26 protein-coding genes and 3 pseudogenes are annotated in these 22,408 nt (G+C 67.6%); 16 read left to right on the top strand and 13 right to left on the bottom strand.

All coding sequences use genetic code 11. The annotated features are described in order from the left end of the window. The 4 genes from AC08OO_RS11535 to AC08OO_RS11520 form a co-directional block, all read right to left on the bottom strand. Positions 1 to 1,808 (bottom strand): hydantoinase/oxoprolinase family protein (locus AC08OO_RS11535; protein WP_476618499.1); only part of this gene is annotated, 1,808 nt, incomplete at its 3' end. A 300-nt stretch (positions 1,809 to 2,108) separates the two neighbouring features. Then, the gene (locus tag AC08OO_RS11530; protein ID WP_476618498.1) at positions 2,109 to 2,597 is read right to left on the bottom strand and encodes a hypothetical protein; all 489 of its coding nucleotides are present in this window, start codon (positions 2,595 to 2,597) and stop codon (positions 2,109 to 2,111) included. Positions 2,598 to 2,602: 5 nt separating this feature from the next. Further along, positions 2,603 to 3,490, bottom strand: coding sequence for an ABC transporter permease (locus AC08OO_RS11525; protein ID WP_476618497.1), 888 nt, complete (start codon positions 3,488 to 3,490; stop codon positions 2,603 to 2,605). Further along, the gene (locus AC08OO_RS11520) at positions 3,487 to 3,858 is read right to left on the bottom strand and encodes a hypothetical protein (RefSeq protein ID WP_476609927.1); all 372 of its coding nucleotides are present in this window, start codon (positions 3,856 to 3,858) and stop codon (positions 3,487 to 3,489) included. The genes AC08OO_RS11525 and AC08OO_RS11520 overlap by 4 nt, the downstream gene beginning before the upstream one ends. Positions 3,859 to 4,537: 679 nt before the next feature. Here AC08OO_RS11520 and AC08OO_RS11515 point away from each other — a divergent pair. The 5 genes from AC08OO_RS11515 to AC08OO_RS11495 all read left to right on the top strand — a co-directional run bounded on the left by AC08OO_RS11515 (position 4,538) and on the right by AC08OO_RS11495 (position 8,729). Beyond that, entirely contained in the window at positions 4,538 to 5,191 is a 654-nt protein-coding gene (locus AC08OO_RS11515; protein WP_476609926.1) for an ATP-binding protein, read from the top strand. 165 nt (positions 5,192 to 5,356) lie between these two features. Beyond that, positions 5,357 to 5,500, top strand: a complete 144-nt coding sequence (locus AC08OO_RS11510) for an albusnodin family lasso peptide (RefSeq protein WP_476609925.1) — start codon at positions 5,357 to 5,359, stop codon at positions 5,498 to 5,500. An 8-nt stretch (positions 5,501 to 5,508) separates the two neighbouring features. After that, complete coding sequence (locus AC08OO_RS11505) at positions 5,509 to 7,401, top strand: albusnodin/ikarugamycin family macrolactam cyclase (RefSeq protein ID WP_476609924.1); 1,893 nt, start codon at positions 5,509 to 5,511, stop codon at positions 7,399 to 7,401. Next, the gene (locus AC08OO_RS11500) at positions 7,398 to 8,126 is read left to right on the top strand and encodes a lasso peptide biosynthesis B2 protein (protein WP_476609923.1); all 729 of its coding nucleotides are present in this window, start codon (positions 7,398 to 7,400) and stop codon (positions 8,124 to 8,126) included. The genes AC08OO_RS11505 and AC08OO_RS11500 overlap by 4 nt, the downstream gene beginning before the upstream one ends. A gap of 18 nt (positions 8,127 to 8,144) precedes the next feature. Beyond that, the gene (locus AC08OO_RS11495; RefSeq protein WP_476618496.1) at positions 8,145 to 8,729 is read left to right on the top strand and encodes a GNAT family N-acetyltransferase; all 585 of its coding nucleotides are present in this window, start codon (positions 8,145 to 8,147) and stop codon (positions 8,727 to 8,729) included. Positions 8,730 to 8,926: 197 nt separating this feature from the next. Here the strand turns inward: AC08OO_RS11495 and AC08OO_RS11490 are convergent, their stop codons facing one another. From AC08OO_RS11490 to AC08OO_RS11480, 3 genes and pseudogenes are all read right to left on the bottom strand, one after another. Further along, positions 8,927 to 9,883 (bottom strand): XRE family transcriptional regulator, encoded by a 957-nt coding sequence (locus AC08OO_RS11490; protein WP_131728979.1) that lies wholly within the window; start codon positions 9,881 to 9,883, stop codon positions 8,927 to 8,929. 81 nt (positions 9,884 to 9,964) lie between these two features. Beyond that, positions 9,965 to 10,141: pseudogene (locus AC08OO_RS11485) on the bottom strand (helix-turn-helix domain-containing protein); the annotation flags it as partial. Between the two features lie 293 nt (positions 10,142 to 10,434). After that, positions 10,435 to 10,572 (bottom strand): annotated as a pseudogene (locus AC08OO_RS11480) (ABC transporter ATP-binding protein); the annotation flags it as partial. Between the two features lie 237 nt (positions 10,573 to 10,809). Here AC08OO_RS11480 and AC08OO_RS11475 point away from each other — a divergent pair. From AC08OO_RS11475 to AC08OO_RS11465, 3 genes are read left to right on the top strand one after another with little or no spacing between them, the layout of a single operon-like run. Then, positions 10,810 to 11,211 carry a BlaI/MecI/CopY family transcriptional regulator gene (locus AC08OO_RS11475; protein WP_476609921.1) on the top strand — a complete coding sequence of 134 codons (402 nt, stop codon included), beginning with the start codon at positions 10,810 to 10,812 and terminating at the stop codon, positions 11,209 to 11,211. Beyond that, complete coding sequence (locus AC08OO_RS11470) at positions 11,208 to 11,633, top strand: hypothetical protein (protein WP_476609920.1); 426 nt, start codon at positions 11,208 to 11,210, stop codon at positions 11,631 to 11,633. The genes AC08OO_RS11475 and AC08OO_RS11470 overlap by 4 nt, the downstream gene beginning before the upstream one ends. After that, a complete protein-coding gene (locus tag AC08OO_RS11465) occupies positions 11,588 to 12,124 on the top strand; it encodes a M56 family metallopeptidase (protein WP_476609934.1) in 537 nt (178 codons plus the stop codon). Before AC08OO_RS11470 ends, AC08OO_RS11465 begins: the two co-directional genes overlap by 46 nt. 21 nt (positions 12,125 to 12,145) lie before the next feature. On the opposite strand, the gene pspAB is transcribed toward AC08OO_RS11465, so the two are convergent. From pspAB to AC08OO_RS11440, 5 genes are read right to left on the bottom strand one after another with little or no spacing between them, the layout of a single operon-like run. Next, entirely contained in the window at positions 12,146 to 12,742 is a 597-nt protein-coding gene (gene pspAB, locus AC08OO_RS11460) for a PspA-associated protein PspAB (RefSeq protein ID WP_476609919.1), read from the bottom strand. 33 nt (positions 12,743 to 12,775) lie between these two features. Continuing rightward, the gene (gene htpX / locus AC08OO_RS11455; protein ID WP_476609918.1) at positions 12,776 to 13,732 is read right to left on the bottom strand and encodes a zinc metalloprotease HtpX; all 957 of its coding nucleotides are present in this window, start codon (positions 13,730 to 13,732) and stop codon (positions 12,776 to 12,778) included. 49 nt (positions 13,733 to 13,781) lie between these two features. Beyond that, the gene (gene pspAA, locus AC08OO_RS11450) at positions 13,782 to 14,063 is read right to left on the bottom strand and encodes a PspA-associated protein PspAA (RefSeq protein WP_476608131.1); all 282 of its coding nucleotides are present in this window, start codon (positions 14,061 to 14,063) and stop codon (positions 13,782 to 13,784) included. Further along, complete coding sequence (locus AC08OO_RS11445) at positions 14,060 to 14,815, bottom strand: PspA/IM30 family protein (protein ID WP_476608132.1); 756 nt, start codon at positions 14,813 to 14,815, stop codon at positions 14,060 to 14,062. The genes pspAA and AC08OO_RS11445 overlap by 4 nt, the downstream gene beginning before the upstream one ends. A gap of 60 nt (positions 14,816 to 14,875) precedes the next feature. Continuing rightward, positions 14,876 to 15,190: an SHOCT domain-containing protein gene (locus AC08OO_RS11440; RefSeq protein ID WP_476608133.1), complete on the bottom strand. Its 315-nt coding sequence runs from the start codon at positions 15,188 to 15,190 to the stop codon at positions 14,876 to 14,878. Between the two features lie 581 nt (positions 15,191 to 15,771). Here AC08OO_RS11440 and AC08OO_RS11435 point away from each other — a divergent pair. The 6 genes and pseudogenes from AC08OO_RS11435 to AC08OO_RS11410 all read left to right on the top strand — a co-directional run bounded on the left by AC08OO_RS11435 (position 15,772) and on the right by AC08OO_RS11410 (position 19,532). Continuing rightward, the gene (locus tag AC08OO_RS11435) at positions 15,772 to 16,329 is read left to right on the top strand and encodes a GNAT family N-acetyltransferase (RefSeq protein WP_476609917.1); all 558 of its coding nucleotides are present in this window, start codon (positions 15,772 to 15,774) and stop codon (positions 16,327 to 16,329) included. A gap of 32 nt (positions 16,330 to 16,361) precedes the next feature. After that, on the top strand, positions 16,362 to 16,850 hold the full coding sequence (locus AC08OO_RS11430; RefSeq protein ID WP_476609916.1) for a MarR family winged helix-turn-helix transcriptional regulator: 489 nt from the start codon (positions 16,362 to 16,364) through the stop codon (positions 16,848 to 16,850). A gap of 406 nt (positions 16,851 to 17,256) precedes the next feature. Further along, positions 17,257 to 17,697 (top strand): annotated as a pseudogene (locus AC08OO_RS11425) (HNH endonuclease signature motif containing protein); the annotation flags it as partial. Between the two features lie 230 nt (positions 17,698 to 17,927). After that, entirely contained in the window at positions 17,928 to 18,338 is a 411-nt protein-coding gene (locus AC08OO_RS11420; RefSeq protein WP_476609915.1) for a PaaI family thioesterase, read from the top strand. Between the two features lie 77 nt (positions 18,339 to 18,415). Continuing rightward, a complete protein-coding gene (locus AC08OO_RS11415; protein ID WP_476609914.1) occupies positions 18,416 to 19,081 on the top strand; it encodes a TetR/AcrR family transcriptional regulator in 666 nt (221 codons plus the stop codon). Between the two features lie 223 nt (positions 19,082 to 19,304). Beyond that, entirely contained in the window at positions 19,305 to 19,532 is a 228-nt protein-coding gene (locus AC08OO_RS11410) for a hypothetical protein (RefSeq protein ID WP_023841463.1), read from the top strand. Positions 19,533 to 19,814: 282 nt separating this feature from the next. On the opposite strand, the gene AC08OO_RS11405 is transcribed toward AC08OO_RS11410, so the two are convergent. After that, the gene (locus AC08OO_RS11405) at positions 19,815 to 20,969 is read right to left on the bottom strand and encodes a class I SAM-dependent methyltransferase (protein WP_476609913.1); all 1,155 of its coding nucleotides are present in this window, start codon (positions 20,967 to 20,969) and stop codon (positions 19,815 to 19,817) included. Between the two features lie 258 nt (positions 20,970 to 21,227). Here AC08OO_RS11405 and AC08OO_RS11400 point away from each other — a divergent pair, with 258 nt between their 5' ends. Then, a complete protein-coding gene (locus AC08OO_RS11400) occupies positions 21,228 to 21,599 on the top strand; it encodes a hypothetical protein (protein WP_476609912.1) in 372 nt (123 codons plus the stop codon). A gap of 181 nt (positions 21,600 to 21,780) precedes the next feature. Next, positions 21,781 to 22,326: a DUF1360 domain-containing protein gene (locus tag AC08OO_RS11395; protein ID WP_476618495.1), complete on the top strand. Its 546-nt coding sequence runs from the start codon at positions 21,781 to 21,783 to the stop codon at positions 22,324 to 22,326. The last annotated feature ends 82 nt before the right edge of the window (positions 22,327 to 22,408 follow it).

Genomic DNA, 22,408 nt, shown 5'->3' with positions numbered 1-22,408 from the left:
GCCCCCTGCCCCGGCCCCAGGTTCTCCGGACGGTAGACCGCAATCTCCTGCTCGTTACCGTCAGCGAAATGGATACGACGCGATCCGTCCGCGGCCGCCGGCTGGACCGTGCTGTGTTCATCGGCCACGAGCTCGAAGGTCGGCAGCGGATACCAGGCCCGCACCACCAGCTGATCGGCCTGCCCGGGAGACGACCCGTCGGTCCACGTCTCGTCCCGCAACACGCCGTCGACGATGAATCGGCCGCGGGTCTCGACAGTGCATTCGTCGATGGACACGCCTTCACCGAACATGTCACGCCGCGCGCGGGCCAGCAGATCGTCGCGGGCCGCCTTCACCTCGACGTCGACGCCCGGCATCGGCACGCTGTACTCGTGCGCCAACCCGCTGAAACCGATACCGAACGCGCTGAACACCGCCGACAGATGCGGCACGATCACCCGCGCGATCCCCGCCGCCCGCGCGATCCCCGAGGCAAGCACCGGACCGGCGCCACCGAAGGCCAGCAGCGTGGCCTCACCCGGCTCACGACCCGCCGCGGAGATCATCTCCTTGACCGCGGCCCCCGCCTGCTCCTCGAACACCCGCAACACCGCGAGTGCCGCGGCCTGCGCCGACAACGACAGCGGCTCCCCGACATGGGTCAGCAACGCCCGCTCCGCCCGGGCCGGGTCCAACTTCAGATCCCCACCCAGATAGTTGTCCGGGTCCAACACCCCGGCAAGCAGCAGGGCATCGGTCACCGTCGCATCGGTGCCACCACGGCCGAAAGACGCCGGGCCGGGCGCGGCACCCACACTGCGCGGACCGATCTGAATCTGACCGTCGACGACCTGGACCACCGAACTGCCACCCAGCCCGACACTGCTCAGGTCCGGAATCGGCAGCGAGGTCTGCGCCGAATCGACCCGGCCGTGCGCGTGCACCGTCAGGGCCTTGTCCACCACGACCGACACGTCGGTCGTGGTGCCACCCACGTCCACCCCGACCAGCACGTCCGCGCCGTAGAGCGAGGCGTAGGCGACGCTGCCCTCCAGCCCACCCCGCGGCCCGGAACCCCACGTCTTCAACGCCGTGGTCTTGGCCACCCGGGCCGAGTCCCCGTCATTCCGGAAGATCAGCAGCGGGCGAGCCAGCCCGTTCTCCCGGCACGCCTTCTCCGCGCCGTAGAGGAAGTGCTCCATCCCCGGGTGCAGGTAGGAGTTCAGCACCGCGGTCAGCACCCGCCGCGCGTCGTCGACGTCGTGCACAAGCTCATGCGACAGGGTGAACGGAACCGCGCCCAGCAGATGCCGCGGGTACCGCTCCAACAACAGATTCTTGATCACCCGCTCCGCCGCCGCGCTCCGCAGCGCGATCACGATCCGCGAGGTGCTCGTCGCCAACAGTTCGTTGATTGCCGTCGTGAACTCCGCCAGGCCCACCGACCCGTCGGCGCCCACCGCGATCCCGACCGGAGAATGCGGCACCAACGCCTGCCACAGCGAGGCGTCGACCAGGTTCGCAATGCCGTAGACGTCCTCCTCCGCACCGCTGTCGACCAGCAGGGCGACCGGTGCGCCCTTCCGCTCGACCACGGCGTTCGTACCCGACGTCGTCGAATAGCGCAGGTACTCCGTCTCGCGCAACAGACGAGCGGTGTCCTCCTCGCCATACAGCCGGTCGGACACTGTCCGCAGCCCGTCGACGAAACACTGCGTTAAATCGTGCGGGGTCGTCGGCGTCTTCGCATGCACGATGCGTTCACCGTCCGTCACGCACACATCGGTGAACGTGCCACCGTTGTCGATATTGACCAGGATTCCCATCGGCCCTCCGCTGCATCGTTGCGTGAAGTGGGTCACAACTTTGCAGCCAGCGAAGGGTGGTTGCACCACTCCTAGGGGTGGCTGGGAGATAGAAATCGGGTGGTTAAACGCAATGCTGTTGGCCCAGGGCCACGCCCGACCTCGCCAGTAGTCCTATCTAGTAGTTTCACGAATACCATAGGTTACGTCCAAGGGCTATTCTCCTGGTTGATCGGTTCGCGCCCGAGGGCGGGACGCGGGGCCGGCCGGCCCCGCTCACCGGGATGGCCGTGCCGGCCGGGCCTCCCCACGCCCCGCGATTCAGGTGGTGTCGAAGCAGCCGTCGAACTCGAACACCGGGTTGATCACATAGGTGCCCGTGGTGGCCTTTATGGTCAGCGGACCGACAAGCTTGGATGGGCCGCCGGCCTGGTAACAGCCGTTGGAGCGGACCTGGAGCTCGAACTTGCCGTTCTGGGGCTTTCCGGCGCTGTCGGTCCAGCGGAGCTGGCAGATCCAGTCGCTGCCGGCGCCCCGGTCCGGTACCTGGGGGCCGCCTTTGTCGCAACTGGCCTTGGCTGCGACGGCGGCCGGGGTAAGGCCGGGGTGACCGAGCAGGGCCTGCTGGTGGGTGTAGAGGTTGGCGAAGACGGGACCGAGGGAGTTTTCGACGCGGGGCCGGGTGACGTCGGTGGCACAACCGGCCAGGGCGACGGCCAGGGCGACGGCCAGGGCGGTCGCGGCGCTGACGGCGGACGTTGCCCGGGCCAGTCGGACGAGGGCAGGTCGGACGAGGGCAGGTCGTCGCATCGGGGTCAGCCTCCGGTGATGTCGCGCCGACGCAGCGCCGTGTAGGCGACCGCCAGGCAGATCGCGATGTAGCCGACGCTGACCAGCGCACCCTGACCCAGGGGCCCGTAGTACGGGTGCGCCGCCAGCAGGCCGTGCCAGGCGTCGAACGGGGTGACCAGCAGCAGGTGGCGGATCGCGTCGGCGCCGTTGAGGAACGAGTAGAGCTGCATGAGCAGCCCGAGGATGATCGGGCCGACGATCCCGGCGGGGCTGCTGCGGGTGAGCACCGACAGCATGATCCCGAGGGCGGTGAAGCCGAGCAGCGGCAGCAGCACGGTCGCCCACGCGGCCAGCATCAGCCCGGCGGTCCGGCCGGGCGGCAGCAGGGTGCCCGAGAGGCTTTCCAGCGGCTGGTGACCGACGAGCAGGACGCCGGCGGCCAGGCAGCTGGCCGCCAGAACGGCGAGGACAAGGACCGCGAACGTCGCCGCGGCCAACGTCTTGGCCCAGAAGATCTGGGTGCGGCTGTGCGAGCGGGTCAGGATCGTCTTCCAGGTGCCGTGCTGGTCCTCGCTGGCGAAGATGTCCCCGGCCACCAGGCTGGTCAGCAGCGGGAACACCCATTGGGCGGCGAAGCCGAGGATGAGCAGCGGGGTCACGAAGCCGCTGGCGTGCACCCACCGGCCGTACAGGGTGTCCTTCGGGACACGGTCCTGGCGGTCGAGCAGCACGACGAACACGAACGGGGCGAGCAGGCAGACGGCGAGCGTCGCGCGGGTGCGGGCCTGGGCGGCAAGCTTGGTGACCTCCCACCGGTAGGCGCTCGTCACCCGGCCGCGGCCGGCCGGACATGCCCCGACCGTCGCCGGGGGCGTGGTGGTCGTCGCGGAGGCTGTGCTTGTCGTGGTCACCGGGTCGCTCCGAGGCGGGCGTGCTGCTGGGTTGGCAGGTCGGCGGCGGCGGTCCGGTCGGGTTCGGTGAACATGAAGAACAGCGACTCCAGTGGCGCGATCTCCAGTCCGAGGGTCCGTACGGCCACACCGTCCCGGCCGAGGGCGATGATGTAGGCGTCCGCGGCCACGGGCTGGGCGGTCAGCGCCAGCCCGCCGTCCGGGTGAGTCGACACGGCTACGCCGGGATGGTCGGCGGCCAGCTCCAGCGCCCGGTCGTCGTCGCTGGTCGCCAGCCGGTGGGACGGGTCCGGCGCCTGGGCACGCAGCTGGCCGAGGGGGCCGTGCCGGTGAGTCGCGGTTGCCGCGACGCGGGGTCGGTGGTGCATGCCAGGGGCGGTTTAGGACATTCGGTCCCAGCGGACGGCTACCCCCCTTGGACTACTGTTTGTGCAGCGTGGAAGGGGTGTCACGTCCGCCGAGACAGGTAGGCCACGCCGCTACCCGTAGCGGCAACGCCGCGACCGGGGCGGGGAGCGATCCCGGTACTCGGCTGCCTGCCAGAGCACGGAAACAACCCATCCGCACGACGCGCGTCCAGCCCCAGGCCCTCGGTCATCACGTGACGACCGGCCCGACCTCACCCGCACATCACCACCAACGCCAATGCAGACCGTAACCACGATTCGCATTGCACACCAGCGGGCGCCCGCACGGCCCTACGCGCGCGGGCGCGCGCCCGATGGGGGCCTGTGACATACCACGACCTTGGACGCCGGCTCGACCTCGGCCCTGAACCGACCTCAATCCTGGACGCCGGTCCGACCACGGCCCTCGATGCAACCTCGGCCGTGGATGTGGTCCCGGCCCATGGTCTCTGGTCCGGATCGGGTGCTGTCGGGGTGTAGGACGCTACGTCCTACCCGTCACGTTGAGTAGCGCCACTCTATGCCGTTTGGATAGTTACCCCTCGCGGATCGGCCCTTCAGAATCTTCGGTAGCGGATGGGACTTCCGGATCTTCGAGCCCACAACTAAACGACGCTAACAGGGAAAGAAGCGGATAGCTGTGAACGCAGAGGGGACAGGCGGCAGGCAAAATCGAACATCTTCAGAGAATGCCAAGGAATTTCTAGCTATCGGTTCCGCGGCTGCCACCCATAATGCACATATCGGTGTGCCCGCCGTGCCTTCCGCCGCTGCGTACGCGCGCCACTTCGCAGGAAATACACTCAGACTTTGGCGCCTCGACGAAGCCGTGGACACTGTCGAGCTGGTGACGTCAGAGCTAGTAACCAACGCCATCACGGCTGTAGAGCATGCCGAGTCTCACCATGAAAAGGTGATCGGAGTGCGGCTCGTTGTGGTAGCGGATCGCCTATTCTTAAGCGTCTGGGATCGGAGCACGGCCACACCAGTCTTACGAGAATCAGGCCCGGATGATGTGGGCGGCCGTGGCCTTACTCTCGTAGATTGTTTATGCACAAGGTGGGGGCATCGAGCCTCGAAGAATGGCGGTAAAATTGTATGGGCCGAGATTCACGCGTCAATTGCCCGAACTGACAGCGGGTTGCCCATGCGTACGCCGACGAGAACCTCGGCGATCGCGGAAAGATTCGATATCGACTCTGTTGATCTATCGGTTCTGCGTAGGGTAGCTGCACACCTCCGAACCGGAATGATGCCTCCGAATCCAGGCAGAGAGCGACCTGCCACGCTCTGATCCTCGGTGGAAATATCTCACCGGAGACAGCGCAACCGATCCTATTTACATCTTGCGCAATCAAGATGGGGCACCCCAGAGCCCCCGGGGCGGCTATCTGGTCGATCCCTGGGGAGGAATGAAACCAAGGAGCGGCACAAGCCGCACGGCGAAAGGTGGACGATTATGGAGACGGTCTACGAGAACCCGGACGACGATCCATCGTTCAACGACACGGTGCTGCTTGTCAGCATCGGTGACGCGGCGGCGGTCACGCTCGGCCAGGGCAAGGGAAGCGCAGAGGACAAGCGGCGGGCGTACAACGCTTAGTCCGTGCGATGGTGGTGCCCGATCGGGTCACGGTCGGGCACCACCCACCGCAGCATATGAAGGGCGGATGGCTCGTGCATTGGTTCGGGGGCTTCAGTAATCCAACCGCGCCCATACGAACCCCGGCGAACTCGGCGCGGTTGTGGGAGTCTCTGCCCGGGTCTTGGATGGTCGGTGGGTGGTCCGGGCGTGAGGTGCGTACTACGTACGACAACGGCCGATTTGTGGCGATCATCGGTCCTTGCGGCGCCACCCGGAATGACATAGCCAGTCTTGGGAAATTTGGGGTTCCCGATGACGTGGCGTGGCGTTGGTCGGGAAGCTATACCGCATTGGAGGTGAGCGAGAGCCAGACGAGAGTGTGGACCGACCTCGGCGGGGCATGGCCGATCTACACAATGTCGGCGGACGGCGGGACATATTGGGCGTCAAGTTCCCGCGCTTTGGCCGGACTGACCGGAACCGCGCCGGACGTGGATCGGTTGGCCGCGTGGCTGGTCGCTCCATCCGTACCGCTTTTGCTTACAGGACGGTCCGCCTTCAAGGGAGTAAGACTCATACCCGCCGGACACCGTTTGACCATTGCGGGGGCGGGGATGGCTGAGGTCGAACGAGTGTGGTGGGCTCGGCCGCGTTCGGGCTTTGCTGCCGAACGGCTGCGGGCCGAACTTACATCGTCCGTTGCCGTGCGGTTGGTCAACGCCACTCGCCTCACCCTGGACATGTCGGGGGGTTATGACTCAACCGCGCTAGCGTTGCTGGCTCACGCATCGTCAGCGGCGGATCAGGCGGTTACCGGGGTGACTGTGCACCCCGCCGGATACACAGAAGGTGGAGATCTGGGCTATGCCCGGATTGCGGCCGAGCGGCGTGGAATCGCACACCGTCTTATGCCGCTAGGCCGAGAACACGCCCCGTATTCGGCCTTGAACACGGTTCCGGCCACCGATGAGCCCGCACCGTCGACAATCGCCTTTGCACGCTTTAGCGGCCAACTCAAATGGATGCGGGATAACCTCGACACCGATTGCCATATTACTGGCGACGGTGGAGACAGTCTATTGTACTCCCCGCCGATCATGTTGGCCGATCTGGCGGGCACCAGGCTTATCGGGCGGTGCCTGGTCGAGACGATTCGATGGGCACGATTTCGAAGACTGCCAGTATCACCACTTCTCGCATCAGCGTACCGCACGACGCGCACCCTTCGTTCTGACGCTTTGAAAAGTCTCTCCATCGATTTGCTTTCTAGCAGTCGCAAAACGGGGGCCGATGGGGACGTTGGATGGTGTGCTACAGACTCTGTTCCAGTCTGGGCGACCGATGAGACAAGGGCGAGAGCGGCAGCAGTTGCGGCGGCAATTTCCAAAGAAGCGTACGAACCCGTTGTCGGTTCCTTTTCCACGACAGCAATAGCGGAAGCAATGGGCGACGTGGGCCGATCGGCGCGCGCCGATGTCCAGGCAGCCGAAGTGGTCGGGGCATCTCTCCACAATCCATACATTGATTCGCGCATTATCGACACCTACGCATCGGTGCCGCTGGACGAACGGCCCGGACCTGCCGACTACAAGCCAGTATTGCGAATGGCAATGAAAGATCTGTTTCCCGCCGAGCTGGCCGCGCGCAACACAAAAGGTGACTTCAATCCCGACCACTACAACGGTATGCGCGCCAATCTGGCCAAACTTCTTGCCTTGGCAGACGGAAATTTAGTAGAACTCGGCCTAGTGGACCGTGCACATTTTCGGCGTACTTTAACAATGACCGCAGCCGGACTGCCAATATCCTTCTCTACCATCGAGCCTGCCATAATGGCCGAAGTCTGGCTACGCGCCCTTAACGACACACCGGCCGTGAAGTGGGTTCCGGTCACACGATCATCAGCGGCAAACACATGAGGCAATACATTGCCGTTCCCGAGTATGTCCGGGCTGTTAATCTCGGTCCCGCCACAGTGATCGTGAACTATCGCAACGGCCGTGTAGACACCCTCATCGGACCGGCCGCGTGTTGGTGGGAGGAGGTAATCACCAGCGGCTACATGGGCGAGTCGGGAGATCTGGACAAAGAGACCGAACAGGCTTTGTACCGGCAGCTCACAGCCGCAGGAATAATAACGCCGACATCCAGCCATCGGCTAGGAAGACCGACGGGCACCGGAGTGCCATGGGTACCGAGTTGGGGCACTCAAGAAATACCGGCGGGTCGCGTTGAAATTGCTCACGTCCCATTTGGCATGAGGGTCCGCGCGGCCATATCCTTGATTGTTGTTCTTGTCATTCTCTCAGGCCGAAAACACCGACGTATGGATCGGCTGATTCGACTGTTGACGAGTGCGGCACAGCACGCAACACAACCCGCCACGCTCGAACAGGCATGCCAGGCTGTCCAGGCGGTGCGGCGAGCTGGACTCGGCATACCGGGCCGCGTGGCCTGTCTCGAAGAGTCGGCAACCGTCGTGCTGCTTCTCGCAGCCTCCCGCCAACGGGTGACGTGGTGTCACGGCGCGGCGGCCGACCCCGTGAGGCTTCACGCATGGGTGGAGACTGACGACGGGCACCACGTGGCCGAGCCCCCCTTCCACGGCGCGGTACGCGGTGCTCCGCACCATCCCGGACCGTGAACCAAGGAGGCGACAAGCGTGCAAGGTGACAACATCGTGTGGCTTCACGGCGAACGTGCCGGACTAGGCCCCTTCTCCGCCAGTCTGGTCGAGCTGTATTGGAAGTGGGAACAAGACCCGAGTGTATTGGTCGGATACGGTCGTCAGACTCCGGACTCACTCGAAAACCGGCGAGAAGGAGTCCAGCATCAGGCACGAGGTACCGACGATCAACTACGATTCACCGTCTACGACATAACGACAACCCCGCCAACCCCTGTGGGGACCACTGCCGTACTCATCGATCATCACGTACGGACCGGCGAGTTTATAATCCAGCTCAACCCGTCCAGCCGAGGCAAAGGTATAGGAACCGAAGCTACCCGCCTAACACTCGATTACGCCTTTCATATTTCCAATCTTCGATGCGTCTACCTGTCGGTGCTGACCCCGAACACAGGAGCAATCCGCGCCTACGAGAAGGCCGGATTCCGGAAGATCGGGGAACGGCGACAGTCCGGGTATTGGCTCGGCCAGTCTGCCGATGAGACCCTCATGGACGCTATACCGGCAGAATTTCCCGGACCCTCCCTCGTGCGACAACTAGTCAATCCGGATTCGTAACAATCGCGCCGTTTCCGATCTAGCTTCGCTGCGCGTCCGACTGGCCGCGACGTCGACCGTTCTCGCCGTACCCGCCCGGAACCTTGAGGACTTCGGGCGGAGGTACGGCGTTGTCCAGTTGCAGGATGCTTACAACCGGTGAAGACTCTCGAAAGTGTGGGACGGCTGATCTCGAATCGTTGCGACCAGGGATATTGTCATGGTCGGAGGTCCATGAAGTCGGCCATCTCGCTAAGGCCACTACTCTTTGCGGTGCGGACGCCGGTAGCATCCAACAATGTGCCGACCAATGAATGCGCCGTCCGTTGATTTCTCAGCCATTCGGGAGCAGACTTTCGGATGCTCACCAGAGTTCTCGTTGCACCCGGGTAATTATGCGTAGAGACCTGCGCTTCGGCCACGGTCAGTAGATGGCGAGACCACCTACCCGAAGACATCTTCTTCGATGGTCGGACGGACCGAGCCAGGTGGAGTGCTAGAGACGGATCGCCACCTATAAGAGTGTTTTCAACGGATGCCGTCTCGACCACAGTCGGCCCGAAAGAGATCCATGCATGCGGCCCGTAATCTATCCTGTCGGTCTCGACCCGAACAGCCGCCATGCGAGCAAGTTGGATCAGTTCGTGCGATGTATCAGGCCGGTTATTTCGGGATGCCGCGCTACTACCTCGAAGAAGCAATGTTCCCCACACCGAGAGATGCTGAGGTGTGGCCTTGGTCATCGAAGGTTCGATGTTTTCGGCAGCGCGTACCGCGATTTCTTCCGCTTCATCGAAGCGCCTTTGTCTTAGTAGATACCATGACAGCACGCCGGTGGCGGTCGCATCTAGGATTTCGCTACCCGCACGGGATGACGTCTCCTTTGCCTTCATCACAGACCAATAGCCGAGGTCTTCGTGTCGAAGGTAGATGAGTACGGCCCCTGCAAGGCGGTACGCCTGAGCCAGATAGCGCAATGCGGTTAGTTCATCGTCGCCGTCATAGTGCGACACTGCTACTTGTGCCGCATCGAGTATCCCGGGCAGCTCTGTAGCGGCGAGCTGATAGCGAGAACTGTTGTAAGCGCGCCCCGCCCGAGCCAAGGTTTTGCCAATTTCGTCTAGCGCGGGTGGTTCGCTGGCGGGGGCAGAATTCAGGCTATCCGACGAAGGCATTAGCGTCTTCCGCAGTGCCCAGAGACTAGGTTCCTGAAGAGAGTCCCGCGGCGCCACAGATTCGCCGTTATCGAAAAGCTCAGAGGTCTTAACGTTCAGACCACGGGCCAACGCATGAAGCGTTTCTATCCGAGCCCCCGCCCGTCGATTCTGCTCTAGCTTTCTGATTACGGCGACGCTGACACCAGAGCGTGCGGCTAGCTCTTCCTGTGAGAGAGAGCGCCTACGCCGTATCTGGGCAATCCTGTCACCAGGCATTATGTCGGGCATGCCGTCACCTCCGATGCGGAGCGTAGCAGAGGCCCGCAAGAATTCCCACCGACTGCTCAGGACGTCCCGCAAGTTCGTAGGCCCGGGATTGACTTTCTGAGGCCCGAAATCGGCCAGACCCCATGACGACTTTCGGAGCCGCGCGAGAGACACGACACATGGCCCCCGGCTCCCGTCATGCTGACGGGCTAGATCCACTGGAGGCTGACTCCCGGTGCTCCGCGCGTAGGGGACCGCCCGGCGGTAGATCAAATAGAGCAATCAGCTACTTCAGTTGCGGGCTTCCCGGCGCCGTTCGGGCCGAGGATGCCGTAGACCTCCCCGACGTCCACCCGCAGATCAACATGATCCACCGCAGTGAGACCGCCGAAGCGTTTCACCAGGCCGGTGGCCTCCACCGCCGGTACGCCAGCCGCCATACGTCCCTCCCTCAAGATATCTACTACTCGATGAATAGTAGACGCACGGGTGCGCGGCAGGCGGCAAGGGCCGGGCCGGGTGGAGACCGATCCACTGCCACCGAGAGGCCCGCTACGCGGATGGTCGACAGCGGGCCAGGGCAAGCCCGCACCACTCGACCGTTCGTACTATCAACGCGATAGTAGTGAGTGGCCGCGAGCGACAGCCGTGGGCGACAGCCGTGAGGAGGGCAACGGATGGCGAAGCGGCGGGAGCCGGGAGCGCTCGAACGAGAGGTGCTCGCCGCGATCGCGGCGGCCGGCCGGCCGCTCACCCCGACCGAGACGCTCGCCGAACTCGGCGAGCCGCTGGCCTACACCACCGTGATGACCACGCTGGCCCGGCTGCACGACAAGGGTGCACTCACCCGGCAGCCCGCCGGCCGCTCCTACGCCTACACGCTGGCCGCCGAACCGGAAACCCTCGACGCCGCACTCACCGCCCGCCAGATGACCCGCCTGCTCGGCGCTGGCGCCAACCGGGCTGAAGCCCTGGCCCGCTTCGTCGCGGATCTGCGTCCCGAAGACGAACAGCTCCTCGCCGACATCCTCGCCAGCCACCACCCGCAGTCAGAGACGGACGGCGGGCAGGGGCTATGACGGCCGTCGCGCTGATCCCGTTGGCCACGAACCTGCTGCTGGCCGTCAGCGGCGGCTGGCTCGGCCGGCGGTTGCCGCCCGCCGCCGCCACCCGGCTGCTGACCCTGGCCTGTCTGGTCACCGCGTTGGCCACCGGATTCGTCCTGGCCGTCGCCGCCTTCACCCTGCTCGCCCCGCTGCCCCCGCTCACCGCGGTCGGGCACTGGTCGGCCACCATGATCCGCGGCCACGACCCGCTACCCGCCGCGGCCGGGCTGGTGCCGGCCGCCGTCGTCGTCGGGCTGCTCACCGCCGCCGCGCCGCCGCCCTCGGCCAGGACCTCGCCGCCGCGGAACTCACCTGCCGGCGGCTCGGACCGTCGCCTACCGGCCTCGTCATCGTCGAGGACGACCACCCCGACGCCTACACGCTGCCCGGACTGACCGGCCGGATCGTGGTGTCCACCGCCATGCTGCGCGCGCTGCCCGCCGACGAACGCCGCGTGCTACTCGCCCATGAACGCTCCCACCTGCACCACCGCCACCACGCCTACACCCAGCTCGCCGACCTCGCCGCCGCCAACCCGCTGCTGCGGACACCCGCCGCCGCCGTGCGCCTCGCCGTCGAACGCTGGGCCGACGAAGACGCCGCCGCTGTCACCGAAGATCGCGCTGTGGTCGCCCGGGCCTTGGCCCGGGCCGGCCTCGCCCGCACCGGCATGCCGACCACTCCGACCTCGGCACTCGGCGCCGTGCACACCGACCTCACCCACCGGGCGCGGGCGCTGCTGGACCCGCCTCCCAAACCACGCCCCGCCCTGGCCGTTGCCCTCGCCGCGCTCGTCCTGGCCACGGCCGCCGCCGCCGCCGACACCGCCCACACCACCGAGCACCGCTTTGAACACGCGCAGGCAGCCTATGCGCACCGATCCTGACCGGGCGAAAAGTCGACGAGGTCACCCGTGCGTGTCGGGGTCGCGACCCGGCGCGTCGATGCCGGGCGCTCCCCACAGGGGAAACCAACGGGACAGGTCCGGTTCGATCGGGAGCTCACCCGCCAGCATCTCCCGTACCTCAAGCTCGGCCGGATTGTCCCGGCGCTGGTCACCGGCCGGCACGAACGGGTACCAGGTGCCGCGCTTGTAGAGGTAGATCAGCCCCATCGGCCTGCTGCCGTCGGTGAACCCGACGACGGTGCACAGCAGTGCCGGGCCGAAGCCGGCGTCGCGCACCGTGGCATTCGCCGCGTGCAGGTCGGTGACCAGGCCAGCGAGGTCCTGCTCGCCGGTCCGTCGCAGCAGCCAGCTGTACCCGAAGCTGTCCGTGCGCCGCTCGTACCGGCCGCCGTCCATGCTCAGCAGCCGGTCGATCTCCTGCGCTGCCCCGGTGAACGCGCCGCCTGACGCGGGTTTGACACAGACCGCTCCGACCCCGGTCGGTCGCCATGAGCTGGCGGCCTGCAGGGTGACGGCGGCGGCTGGGAGCGTGAACAGCCGGTCGAGATCCGGCGGGACGGGCCGGGTCCGGCCGAGAAGCACGTCGAGGATCCGCATGATCCGGCCTGCTTTCTACCCGGGGTCACCGAACTACCCGGGCTCACCGAACTGGGCGGCCAGCCGGGCAAGCTGGGCCAGGCGGGCATCCAGCGGCGGATGGGTCGAGAACAACGAGGACAGGCTGACGCCGTTCGCCAGCGCGGGAGCGAAGAAGAAGGCGTTGAACGGTTCGGCGGCTCGCAGGTCGCGGGTCGGGATCCGGGAGATCTCGCCGGTGACCTTGGTGAGCGCGGCGGCGAGCGCGGCCGGCTGGCCGGTGAGGATCGCCCCGGACCGGTCGGCGGCGAGCTCCCGGTACCGCGACAGCGCCCTGGTCAGCAGGAACGACAGCGCGTAGACGGCGGCGGAGACGACCACAACGACGAGCACGACGAGGGCGCCGCTGTCCTCGTCATCGTCACCGCCGTCACCGCCGTCATAGCCGTCGGACCGGCCGAAGCCGCCGGCCATCCCGGAGTAGAGACCGAATCGGGTGACCAGACCGGCGAGCACCCCGAGAAACGACGCGACGGTCATGACGGCCACGTCCCGGTGCGCGACGTGGGACAGCTCGTGGGACAGCACCCCCTCCAGCTCGTCGACCTCCAGCCTGCGCAGCAGCCCGGTCGTCACGCAGACGACGGCGCGTTTCGGGGTCCGGCCGGTGGCGAACGCGTTCGGCAGGTCGGTGTCCGCGACCGCCACCACGGGCTTCGGTAGGTCGGACAGCGCGCAGAGCCGATCCACGACGCCGTGCAGCCGCGGCTCCTGCGCCGGGCTGACGATGCGCCCACCGGTCGCGTACAGCGCGATGCGGTCCGAGAACCAGTACTGGGCGGCGAGCAGCCCGCCGGCGATCGCGACGACCAGGACCGGTGACACCCCGACGGCGATCAGGACGGCGATGAAAGCGACGTAGACCAACCCGAGCAGGAAGACGGTCAGCACCATCCGGGCCGACAGTCCCCGGTCTAGGGCGAACCGCCGCGGCGCACGCGTCATCACCATCGTCACCTCACCATCGTCACCTCGTCGGTCGGGGCTCGGCCGCCAGAAATCAGGAGCCGGGAATCAGGCCTTCGTCGCCGAGCAGTCCGCGGACCTCCGCCAGCCCGGTGTCGGCGCGCGGCAGCACCAGCTCCGATGGCTCCAGCCGGTCCGCCGGCACCGCGCGGCCGCGGGTCCGGACCCGTTCGAGCAGCCTCGTCAAGGCTTCCTGGAACGCCGGCTCGTCACCGGCCTCGACGGCCGTCAGCAGCACGTCATCCAGCTCGTTGAGGGCCTCCAGGTCGGTTGCGGGCAGGTCGAACTGGCCCTCACCCAGAATGCGCACGATCACGGCCGCTCCTCCGGTCGAGCGGCGTCGGCCGGCGGGCGGCCGCCAATCGCCCGCGCGGGCATGGCGCTTTTGATCTCGGCCAGATCCTGATCGATGTCGGCGGCCGCGGACAGCCGGTCCAGCTCGGCCTGGATGTCGTCGCGCGGGCCACCGGCCGCCGTCTCCAAGGCGCCGGAGGCGAGTAGTTCGTCGATCGCGCCGGCCCTGGCCTGCATCTGCTCGGTCCTGTCCTCGGCCCGCTGGATTGCCAGGCCGACGTCGCCCATCTCCTCGGAGACCCCCGCCAGCGCCTCGCCGATCTTCGTCTGCGCCTCCGCCGCGGTGTACGTCGCCTTCACCGTCTCCTTCCTGGTCCGGAACGCCTCGAGCTGGGCCGCCAGCCGCTGCGCCGCCAGCGTCAACCGGTCCTCCTCCGCTCGCAGCGACGCATGCTGCTCCCGCAGATCCTCCAACTGCGCGGCCACCCCGGCCCGGCGACCGAGGGCCTCCCTGGCCAGGTCGTCGCGGCCCGCGGCGACCGCCTGGCGGGCCTGTCCGGACAGCCGCTCGGCGGCCGCCCGTAGCTGTTCGACCTGGAGCTCCAGCCGCTTCCGGCTGGTAGCGACGTCCGCGACCCCGCGGCGGACCTGCGCCAGCAGCTCGAGCTGCCGAGCGTAGGAATAGTCGAGAACCTCACGCGGATCCTCGGCGCGGTCCAACATCCTGCTGGCCTTGGCCCGGAACACCAACGCCAGCCGCCTGCTCAGGCTCATCGACGCCTTCCCTCCCCCGGTCCCGTCGGTCCCTCGCCGATCTCGCCGGTCAGCCGACGGTCAGCCGGCCCTGGTGAGATCCGTCGGGCCGGGCCGTTCACGCAACACGTCCAGGCGGCGGTGGTACTCCGCCTCATCGATCTCACCGCGGGCGTAACGCTCCGCGAGGATCCGCTCGGCCGACCGCTCGTCGGGCCGTTCGGTACCGGGCCGTTCCACGCCGGGCGGTTCGGCCGACGTACCCGGCCCGCCGCCGCGGCCCGCGCGCAGGAGAGCAACCAGTACCCCGATCACCAGCCCCCAGAAGACGACCATGCTGAACGACATCAGCAGCCAGCCGCCCCAGCCCCAGGTGTGCCCATCCCAGATCATCATCGTGATCTCCTTCGATCTCGATACCCTCGGCGGTTCGATATCGTTGGCGGCCTGCCGCTCCTCGACCTTCGTTCCGAGGGGCGATGGAACGAGGGCCGTTCGTCCCGGACCTGGCCGACGACCGGCCTGTGTTGGGGGGATGCCCCCGGCGCCGCCGTCCACACGACCGGCGATAGTCTGGCCCGTCCCGGGCGAACTGGGCCGCGGGGCACAGGCCGCGGGCAGAGGCGTACCGCGAGCGCCCTGGGTCCGGCGGCCACGATGGCCGCATCGAGGGCGGCGGGCGGCGAACGCCGGGCGGATGCGTTCCTCGTACGTCGTGGCCGGCTCGTGCAACGGCAGGTCCGGTGCCACCACCCGATGTCCTCGCGCCCGCAGTTGCGCTCCGAGGGGCTCCCAGCACGTGGCGTCGTGTCAGGCTCCGTGCAGCAGGCAGAACAGAGCCACGACCCGTGGCTGTCCAGCCGGTGGCTCGCGCGCGGGTCCCACGGTCCGCCTCACAACCCACGGTCCGCCTCACAACCCACGGTCGCCGCCTTTCTGGCGGCATGCCGCACGCTTCCGGCAAACTACCGGACACGATGAGTCTGACCACGATCATTCCCCTTCTCACGACGGACCGGCTCGTCCTGCGGCCCATCCACAACGACGACGTCGCCGGCTACACCGAGATCTGGTCCGATCCCGAGTTCACCCGCTACTTCCACCGGCCGACCGACCGGGACGGCGTCTGGCATGCCCTGGCCGGCTGCATGGGCTGCTGGGTGCTGACCGGCGTAGGTCCGTGGTCGGTTGTCGAGAAGGCGAGCGGGCAGCTCGTCGGCCAGGCGGGGCTGTGGACCGAACCCGGCTGGCCGGGCATCGAGGCCGTCTGGTTCCTGCGCCGGGACCGCTGGGGGCACGGCTATGCCACCGAGGCCGCCACCGCGGCACTGACCTGGGTGTTCGCCCAGCGCCCCGACCTCACCGAGGTCGTCTCGGCCATCGTCCCGGCCAACACCGCGTCCGTCCGGGTCGCCGAACGCCTCGGCATGGCATACGTCCGCAGCGAGTTCCTCCACGACGAGGCCCATGCCGTCTATGCGGTCAGCCGGGCCGGCTGGGTCACCCCGACCACTCGACAGCAAGCTTACGGATAATCCGCGACGGACCTAGTCGTTAGGCTGCGGGCATGACCGCCATGGCACCCTCCCGCGCCGGACCAGACCTGTCGTTCCTGCTGGACCACGCTGGTCATGCCCTGCGGACCCGGATGGCGGCCGCGCTCGCCGAGATCGGTCTCACCGCACGCATGCACTGCGTGCTGGTGCATGCCCTGGAGGAGGAGCGCACCCAGATCCAGCTCGCCGAGATCGGCGACATGGACAAGACAACGATGGTGGTCACCGTGGACGCCTTGGAGAAGGCCGGCCTCGCCGAACGTCGGCCCTCCGCCAGGGACCGGCGGGCTCGGATCATCGCGGTCACCGAGGCGGGCGCGCGGATCGCCGCGCGGAGCCAGGAGATCGTCGATCGGGTCCACGAGGAGGCGTTGGCGGCGCTTCCCACCAAGGAGCGGGAGGTCTTCCTGCGGGCGATGAACCGCTTGATCGAGGGGCATCTGGCCGGACCAGCGAAGAGCCCTCAGCCGGTCCGGCGGGCCCGCCAGCGGGCTCAGTAGCCACGAGAGCCACGCCTTCCACCGCCTCCGCATCTTCCAGCTGATGATTGTTCAGGACGGCAGCGCCGTGACCGTGGCGATGCCGGCCGTTCGGAGCGACCTGGGTTTCTCACGAGGGCAACTGCTCGGCAAGCGGCAAGGACGGCGACGAGAACAAGGGCAGCCGGATCCCCAAGTAAACGCTTCCAGCTGGAGTTTTCCCCGATTGGGACGTAGCCACTGCGGCCGTCCACGCGGGCGCTGTGGTCGACGCCGTGGCCGGGAACCGGCTGATTCACACCGACCTTCATGCCCACCAGTTCATGATCAGAGAGGACCCTGTCTGGGTGGTCGGCCGGGGCTGGCCGGCGCAGGGTGCCGGCTGGGTAGACGCCGCGTTCATGGTGATCCGTCTCATTGGCGCCGGGCATACCGTCAGCCGCTGCCGGCCGGTGTGCTGCGCCGCCTGGCCTGTGACGCCTCGGTCGGCCGGGTGCTGTTCGATGCGGCCAGCGTTCCGTTGGATGCCGGTCGTGCCTACCGGACCGCACCGGCGGATCTGCGTCGCGCCGTCATCGCCCGCGATGCCTGCTGCGCATATCCGGGATGTGACCGCCCGTCGTCGTGGTGTGAAATTCACCATGTTCGTCATTGGATAGACGGCGGAGAAACCTCGCTCGACAATCTGGTCCTGCTGTGCGGATATCATCACCGGTTCGTGCACCACCAGGGTTGGACCGTCCGGCTCGGCCCCGACCGCCGGCCCGAGTTCCTTCCTCCGCCCTGGATCGACCCGGCACGAAAACCCCGCCGCAACCCCTATTCACGACATACCGCCAACCTCCTACACACCGCGCCAGGCGGATAACCATCGCTTCGCCCTGGATTCAGGCGAGCAGCGAGACGAAAGCAGTGGCTCAGCCGACCGCAGCCGGCCACGGCCCAGATCATCAGTCCGCAGTCCGCCATCGAGACCACTGCCAATCGTTTCGTCACCCCTCCGCCACCCGCGCCCAGTCCCTGACGACCCACGAACCTCCCAAGGCCCACACTGCTTGGTAGGCACCCCGCCGGCAGGCACACCTTCCTGGAGAGCCGATGACGCCCGACATCGCCGTGGCCCGCGGGCTACTCGCAGCCCAGCCCTTCAGTCGACTGCTCGGCGCCCGGCTCAGTCGCTTCGAGGCGGGAGTGGCCGAGCTGACCATCCCACTCGGAGATCATCTACGCCAGCAGCACGGCGCCGCGCACGGCGGGGCGCTGAGCTATGCCGCCGACACGGCCCTCACCTTCGCCGCCGGCAGCGTCGCGGGGGACGCCGTCCTGACCTCCGAGATGAAGATCAACTATTTCCGGGGGGCGCGGGGCGACGAGCTCATCGCCCGCGCCGAGGTCGTCCACGCCGGCTCCACTCTGGTTACCGTGCGCTGCGAGGTCTTCGACCGCGGCGGAGACAGGGACGGGGAACGGCTCTGCGCCGTCGCGCTCGGCACCGTCGCGCGCCGCTGACCACCAGCACACCCCTCGTGACGACCAAGCTTCCGTAGGCTCGATGGGGCGTACGGCCGAGCCCCCCGGAGGTGCACATGGCCAGCAGCGTGGCGACGGCGGACCGGCCGATGCGCTCGCACGCGCACCGCAACCGCAACCGCGAGCGCGAGCGCGAGCGGATCATCGAGGTGGCCCGGGGCACCTTCGCCGGCAGCGACAGGGACATCTCCCTCAACGAGGTCGCCAGGCAGCCGGGGGTCGGGATCGGCACGCTTTTCCGGCACTTTCCCAACCGGGACGCGCTGCTCGAGGCGCTGCTGCACGATCGGACCGCCGCGCTACTCGACGAGGTGGACCGGCTGCTGGACGCCCCGGAGGCGGGCGCGGCGCTGTTCGGCTGGCTCGACAAACTGATCGCGCACATCGCGACCTACCGGGGGGTGGCCGCCAGGCTGCTCACCATGGTGAGCGACGAGGAGACGGGGCTGCACGCGTCCTGCCACTCCCTCGAGCAGGCGACGCTGGCACTCCTCGTCCGGGCCCAGCGGGCCGGCGACGTCCGGTCGGACGTGCGGGTCGAGGAGGTGATCTCTCTCGTGACCGCCATCGGCTGGATCCGGGAACAGGCGCCGGAGCGGGCGGACCACGCTCGACCCCTGCTCTCGATCATGACCGATGGCCTGCGGGTTCAGTCCCGGCCGGCAACCGATGATACCCCGGGGTCTTACAAAACGGAACACCACACCGGTAGGGGGTCATAGACGACGGATCATGACGGATCACCCGAGGGGAGGCGGTGCCATGGACGGCGCGGACGTGATCGTAGATCGTGTCGAGCGGGCTGTCGATCTTCTGCGGTTGGTCGCTCGTGCTCGGGCCACGGACGGACGGCCACGGACGGACAGACGGGTAAGAGCGGCCCGTGCGGGAACTGGTACTCCGAAGGATGTGTATCCGCAGACCCCGATGAAGGGAGCCGATCAGATGACCACGACAGCCGAGACCGGGAACGTCACCGGCACGAAGGACGCCCAGTACGACCTGCTGTGGTTCACGGAGAGGTGTCTGAGCAACGCGCTGCGGCTGGAGACCTACATCGGCGACGCCGAGCGCGACGACGACCAGGAGCTGGCGAGCCTGTTCCGCCGGGCGCAGAACGAAAGCCGCAAGGGCGCCGAGGAGGGCAAGCAGTTGCTGCGCAACCGGCTCTGACCCGGCCCCTCCCACCTCCTCCGGTTCCCCCGGTGCCCGGCTGCGGAGACGACCGACCGGCGTACGGTCCGCAGTGTCTTGCCGGTCGGTCGCCACGATCGCCGAGTGCGGTCTCGCAGGTTTCCCCACACGGGTGCCCTGGACATCATCCCCGGTCAACCCCAACCGAAACCCACGAGGGCGCTACAGACTGTAAGTAGGTCGGGTGACGGGCGGATCAGGGTGACTGGCGGATCGGTTCGCGTGAGCGGAGCGCGCGAGGTGGGGTCAGACCAGGGCGGGTCAGACCGTATCGAGGTCGGCCACGAGGAGGTCGGCTACGACGACGTGGCCGTTGCGCAGCGACTGGCGGTGCCGAACCGGCACCGCCAGCCACCGGGCGAGCGTGAGCAGGTCGTCGTCGCGGCGGACGGTGAAGCCGTGGGCGGCGAGCATCCGACGCATCGCGGCGGGGGTCCATGCCGAGCGGTTGGGTTCGCGGGCCATGGGATCGGGGCGCCGTGACACGACAGTCAGCACCCGTGCCGCCAGCCGGCCGAGAAACGCCGAGAGCGCCGGCGCGTGGTAATGAACGATCAGGCGGCTTCCCGGGGTCGAGCGCCCCGCCACGACCCGGGTCGTGGCGGCGACCTGGCCACGGGTGAGGTAGGGCACGACACCCTCCCAGATCCAGACCGTCGGCACCGTCGGCCGATGCCCCACCGACGTCAGGGCCGCGTCGAGGTCGTCACGGCTGAAGTCCACCGGCGCAAAGCGCGGTGCCGTTCCCGGCGGCCCCGCGTCCCCGAGCCGATCCGCGTCCCCGAGCCGGTCGAGCTTGTCCCGCTGGGACGCCGGATGATCGACCTCGAATACGGCGACGCCGGCGAGCTCCGGCATCCGCCAGGGCCGTCCGTCCAGGCCCGCGCCGAGAACCACCAGTTGCTCCGCCCGCCGCACCCCCCGATCGCCGACAGCCCCGCCGACAGCCTCCCGGAGGGCCTCGTCGATGGCGACGGTACGCGGCACCATCACCTCACCGCAGGCCCGCACCATCTCAAACTCAAGCCGCGCCCCCCACCCCCGCGGCGGGACACCACCGCGCACCCACTCGACAACGCCCCGTTCGTCGGCGCGCAGAAACATCATCGCTGTCGGATCGTCGAACCGGTCGACAGCGATGCGCCCGTGCGCGACGGCCCGCCCCTGGCACACCAGCACCGCGGTCCGGCTCGCACCCCCGTGACCGCCCATGGGCCGATGTCCCCGCACTCTTCCACGATTGCATGCCACTACCGCAGGGGCACCCACAGGCAAGAAGGTGATCATCGGCCCGTCGTACTCGCCATCGGCGGCCATGCCCGGGTGAGCGTGCTGGAAGCCGTGCACATCCACCTCGGCCTCCACCTCGGCCTCGGGCTCCCCGTCCCGCGCGCCCCACGACGGCAGGCCGTTCACCGAAAGTGTCGATGCTTGCGGCGAAGCAGGCGGCAGCGTGAATCGCGTGCACGACAACGCTGCCTCCGTACCCACTACAGTAGGCCGTCCATTGCCAATACACCCTGGTCACAGGGGGCGCGCCAGCATGCCCACCGAAGAGACCCACACCGGGTCCGGATGGCAGGATCACTCCAGGAGACCGTCGGCGTTCTCCCACCGTTACGTTCGTCGTTCCCGTCCCGCGCACCGTCTCCCCGGAAAGGGGCCAACACCCTGATGGCCGAGCAGTCCCCCCGTCGCAGCATCGAGTCCTGGGCACACGACCTGCCCGTGAGCTTCGTGGAATGCCGCACCATGGGACACCGCTGGCAGCCCCACAGCGCCACCTGGGACCGTGAGGCCCGCGCCTACCACGTCATCCACTCCTGTGACCGCTGCCGCACCCAGCGCAAAGCCTGGTGGACCCGCAACGGCGAGGTCACCGCCGCCGGCTACACCTACCCCGAGGGCTACCTCACCCGCGATGTCGGCTATGTCGGAGCCGACGGCCGCGGCGTCCTGCGCACCGAGTACCTCACCCGCATGTTCAACACGACCACCCGGCGTGCCAACGCGAACGGCCACGGGGACGCGGCACCGGAGTCCTGAACGAAACCCGAACGAGACCCGGCCGACCACCCGAAAGCTGCGACAAACCCGTCCAGATCGGCCGACGAGAGCATGACCCTTCCTCCCGCCGCACGGACCCGGGCCGGGCGGCGGCAGGCGGGGCGTGTCGCGGGGCATGTTCCGCCTGGTTACCGTCGGAGACGGTGGGCAGGCATCCGACATGATGCGTGCCCCGAAAACCGGTGTCCTGGCCCGCCTGACCAACACGGCGCGCCAGGAACAGAGCGAGTACGCGGGCGACGAGCCCCGCCCGCTGCGCAGCTATCTTGCCACCCTGTCGGCGTATGGCGGGTTGTGCGCGGCTCTCGGGCTGATCGGCCGGGTGTCCGGTGCGGTCCTGCCCGAGCGGTTCGCGGTCCCCGACCTGCTTCTCGTCACGATCGCCACGCACAAGCTGAGCCGCATTATCACCAAGGACCCGGTGACGAGCCCGCTGCGCGCTCCCTTCACCCGCTTCCGCGGCACCGCGGGACCGGCGGAACTCGCCGAGGAGGTCCGCGAGTATCCCCCGGCCCGGCACAGCGTGGGTGAGCTACTCACTTGCCCGTTCTGCACCGCGCAGTGGATGGCCACCGGCTCCGTCTTCGGCCTGGTCGCCGCGCCTTGGCCGACGCGGCTCGCCGCATCCGTCCTCACGGTGGTCACCGGCTCCGACCTACTTCAACTCGTCTACGCGAACGCGCAACAACGGGCCATCAGGGGCTGACCATTCCCGCCCGAGTGGTGGGTGTTGCACCCAGATCACGGGAACTGGTGGCGCGGTGATGATGTGTGACGTGCGTACGCGT

The sequence above is a fragment of the Frankia sp. CeCAU1 genome, assembly GCF_977971845.1.
Note: the sequence above shows the minus strand (reverse complement) of the source record. Positions and strands in the feature narration are given on the sequence as shown.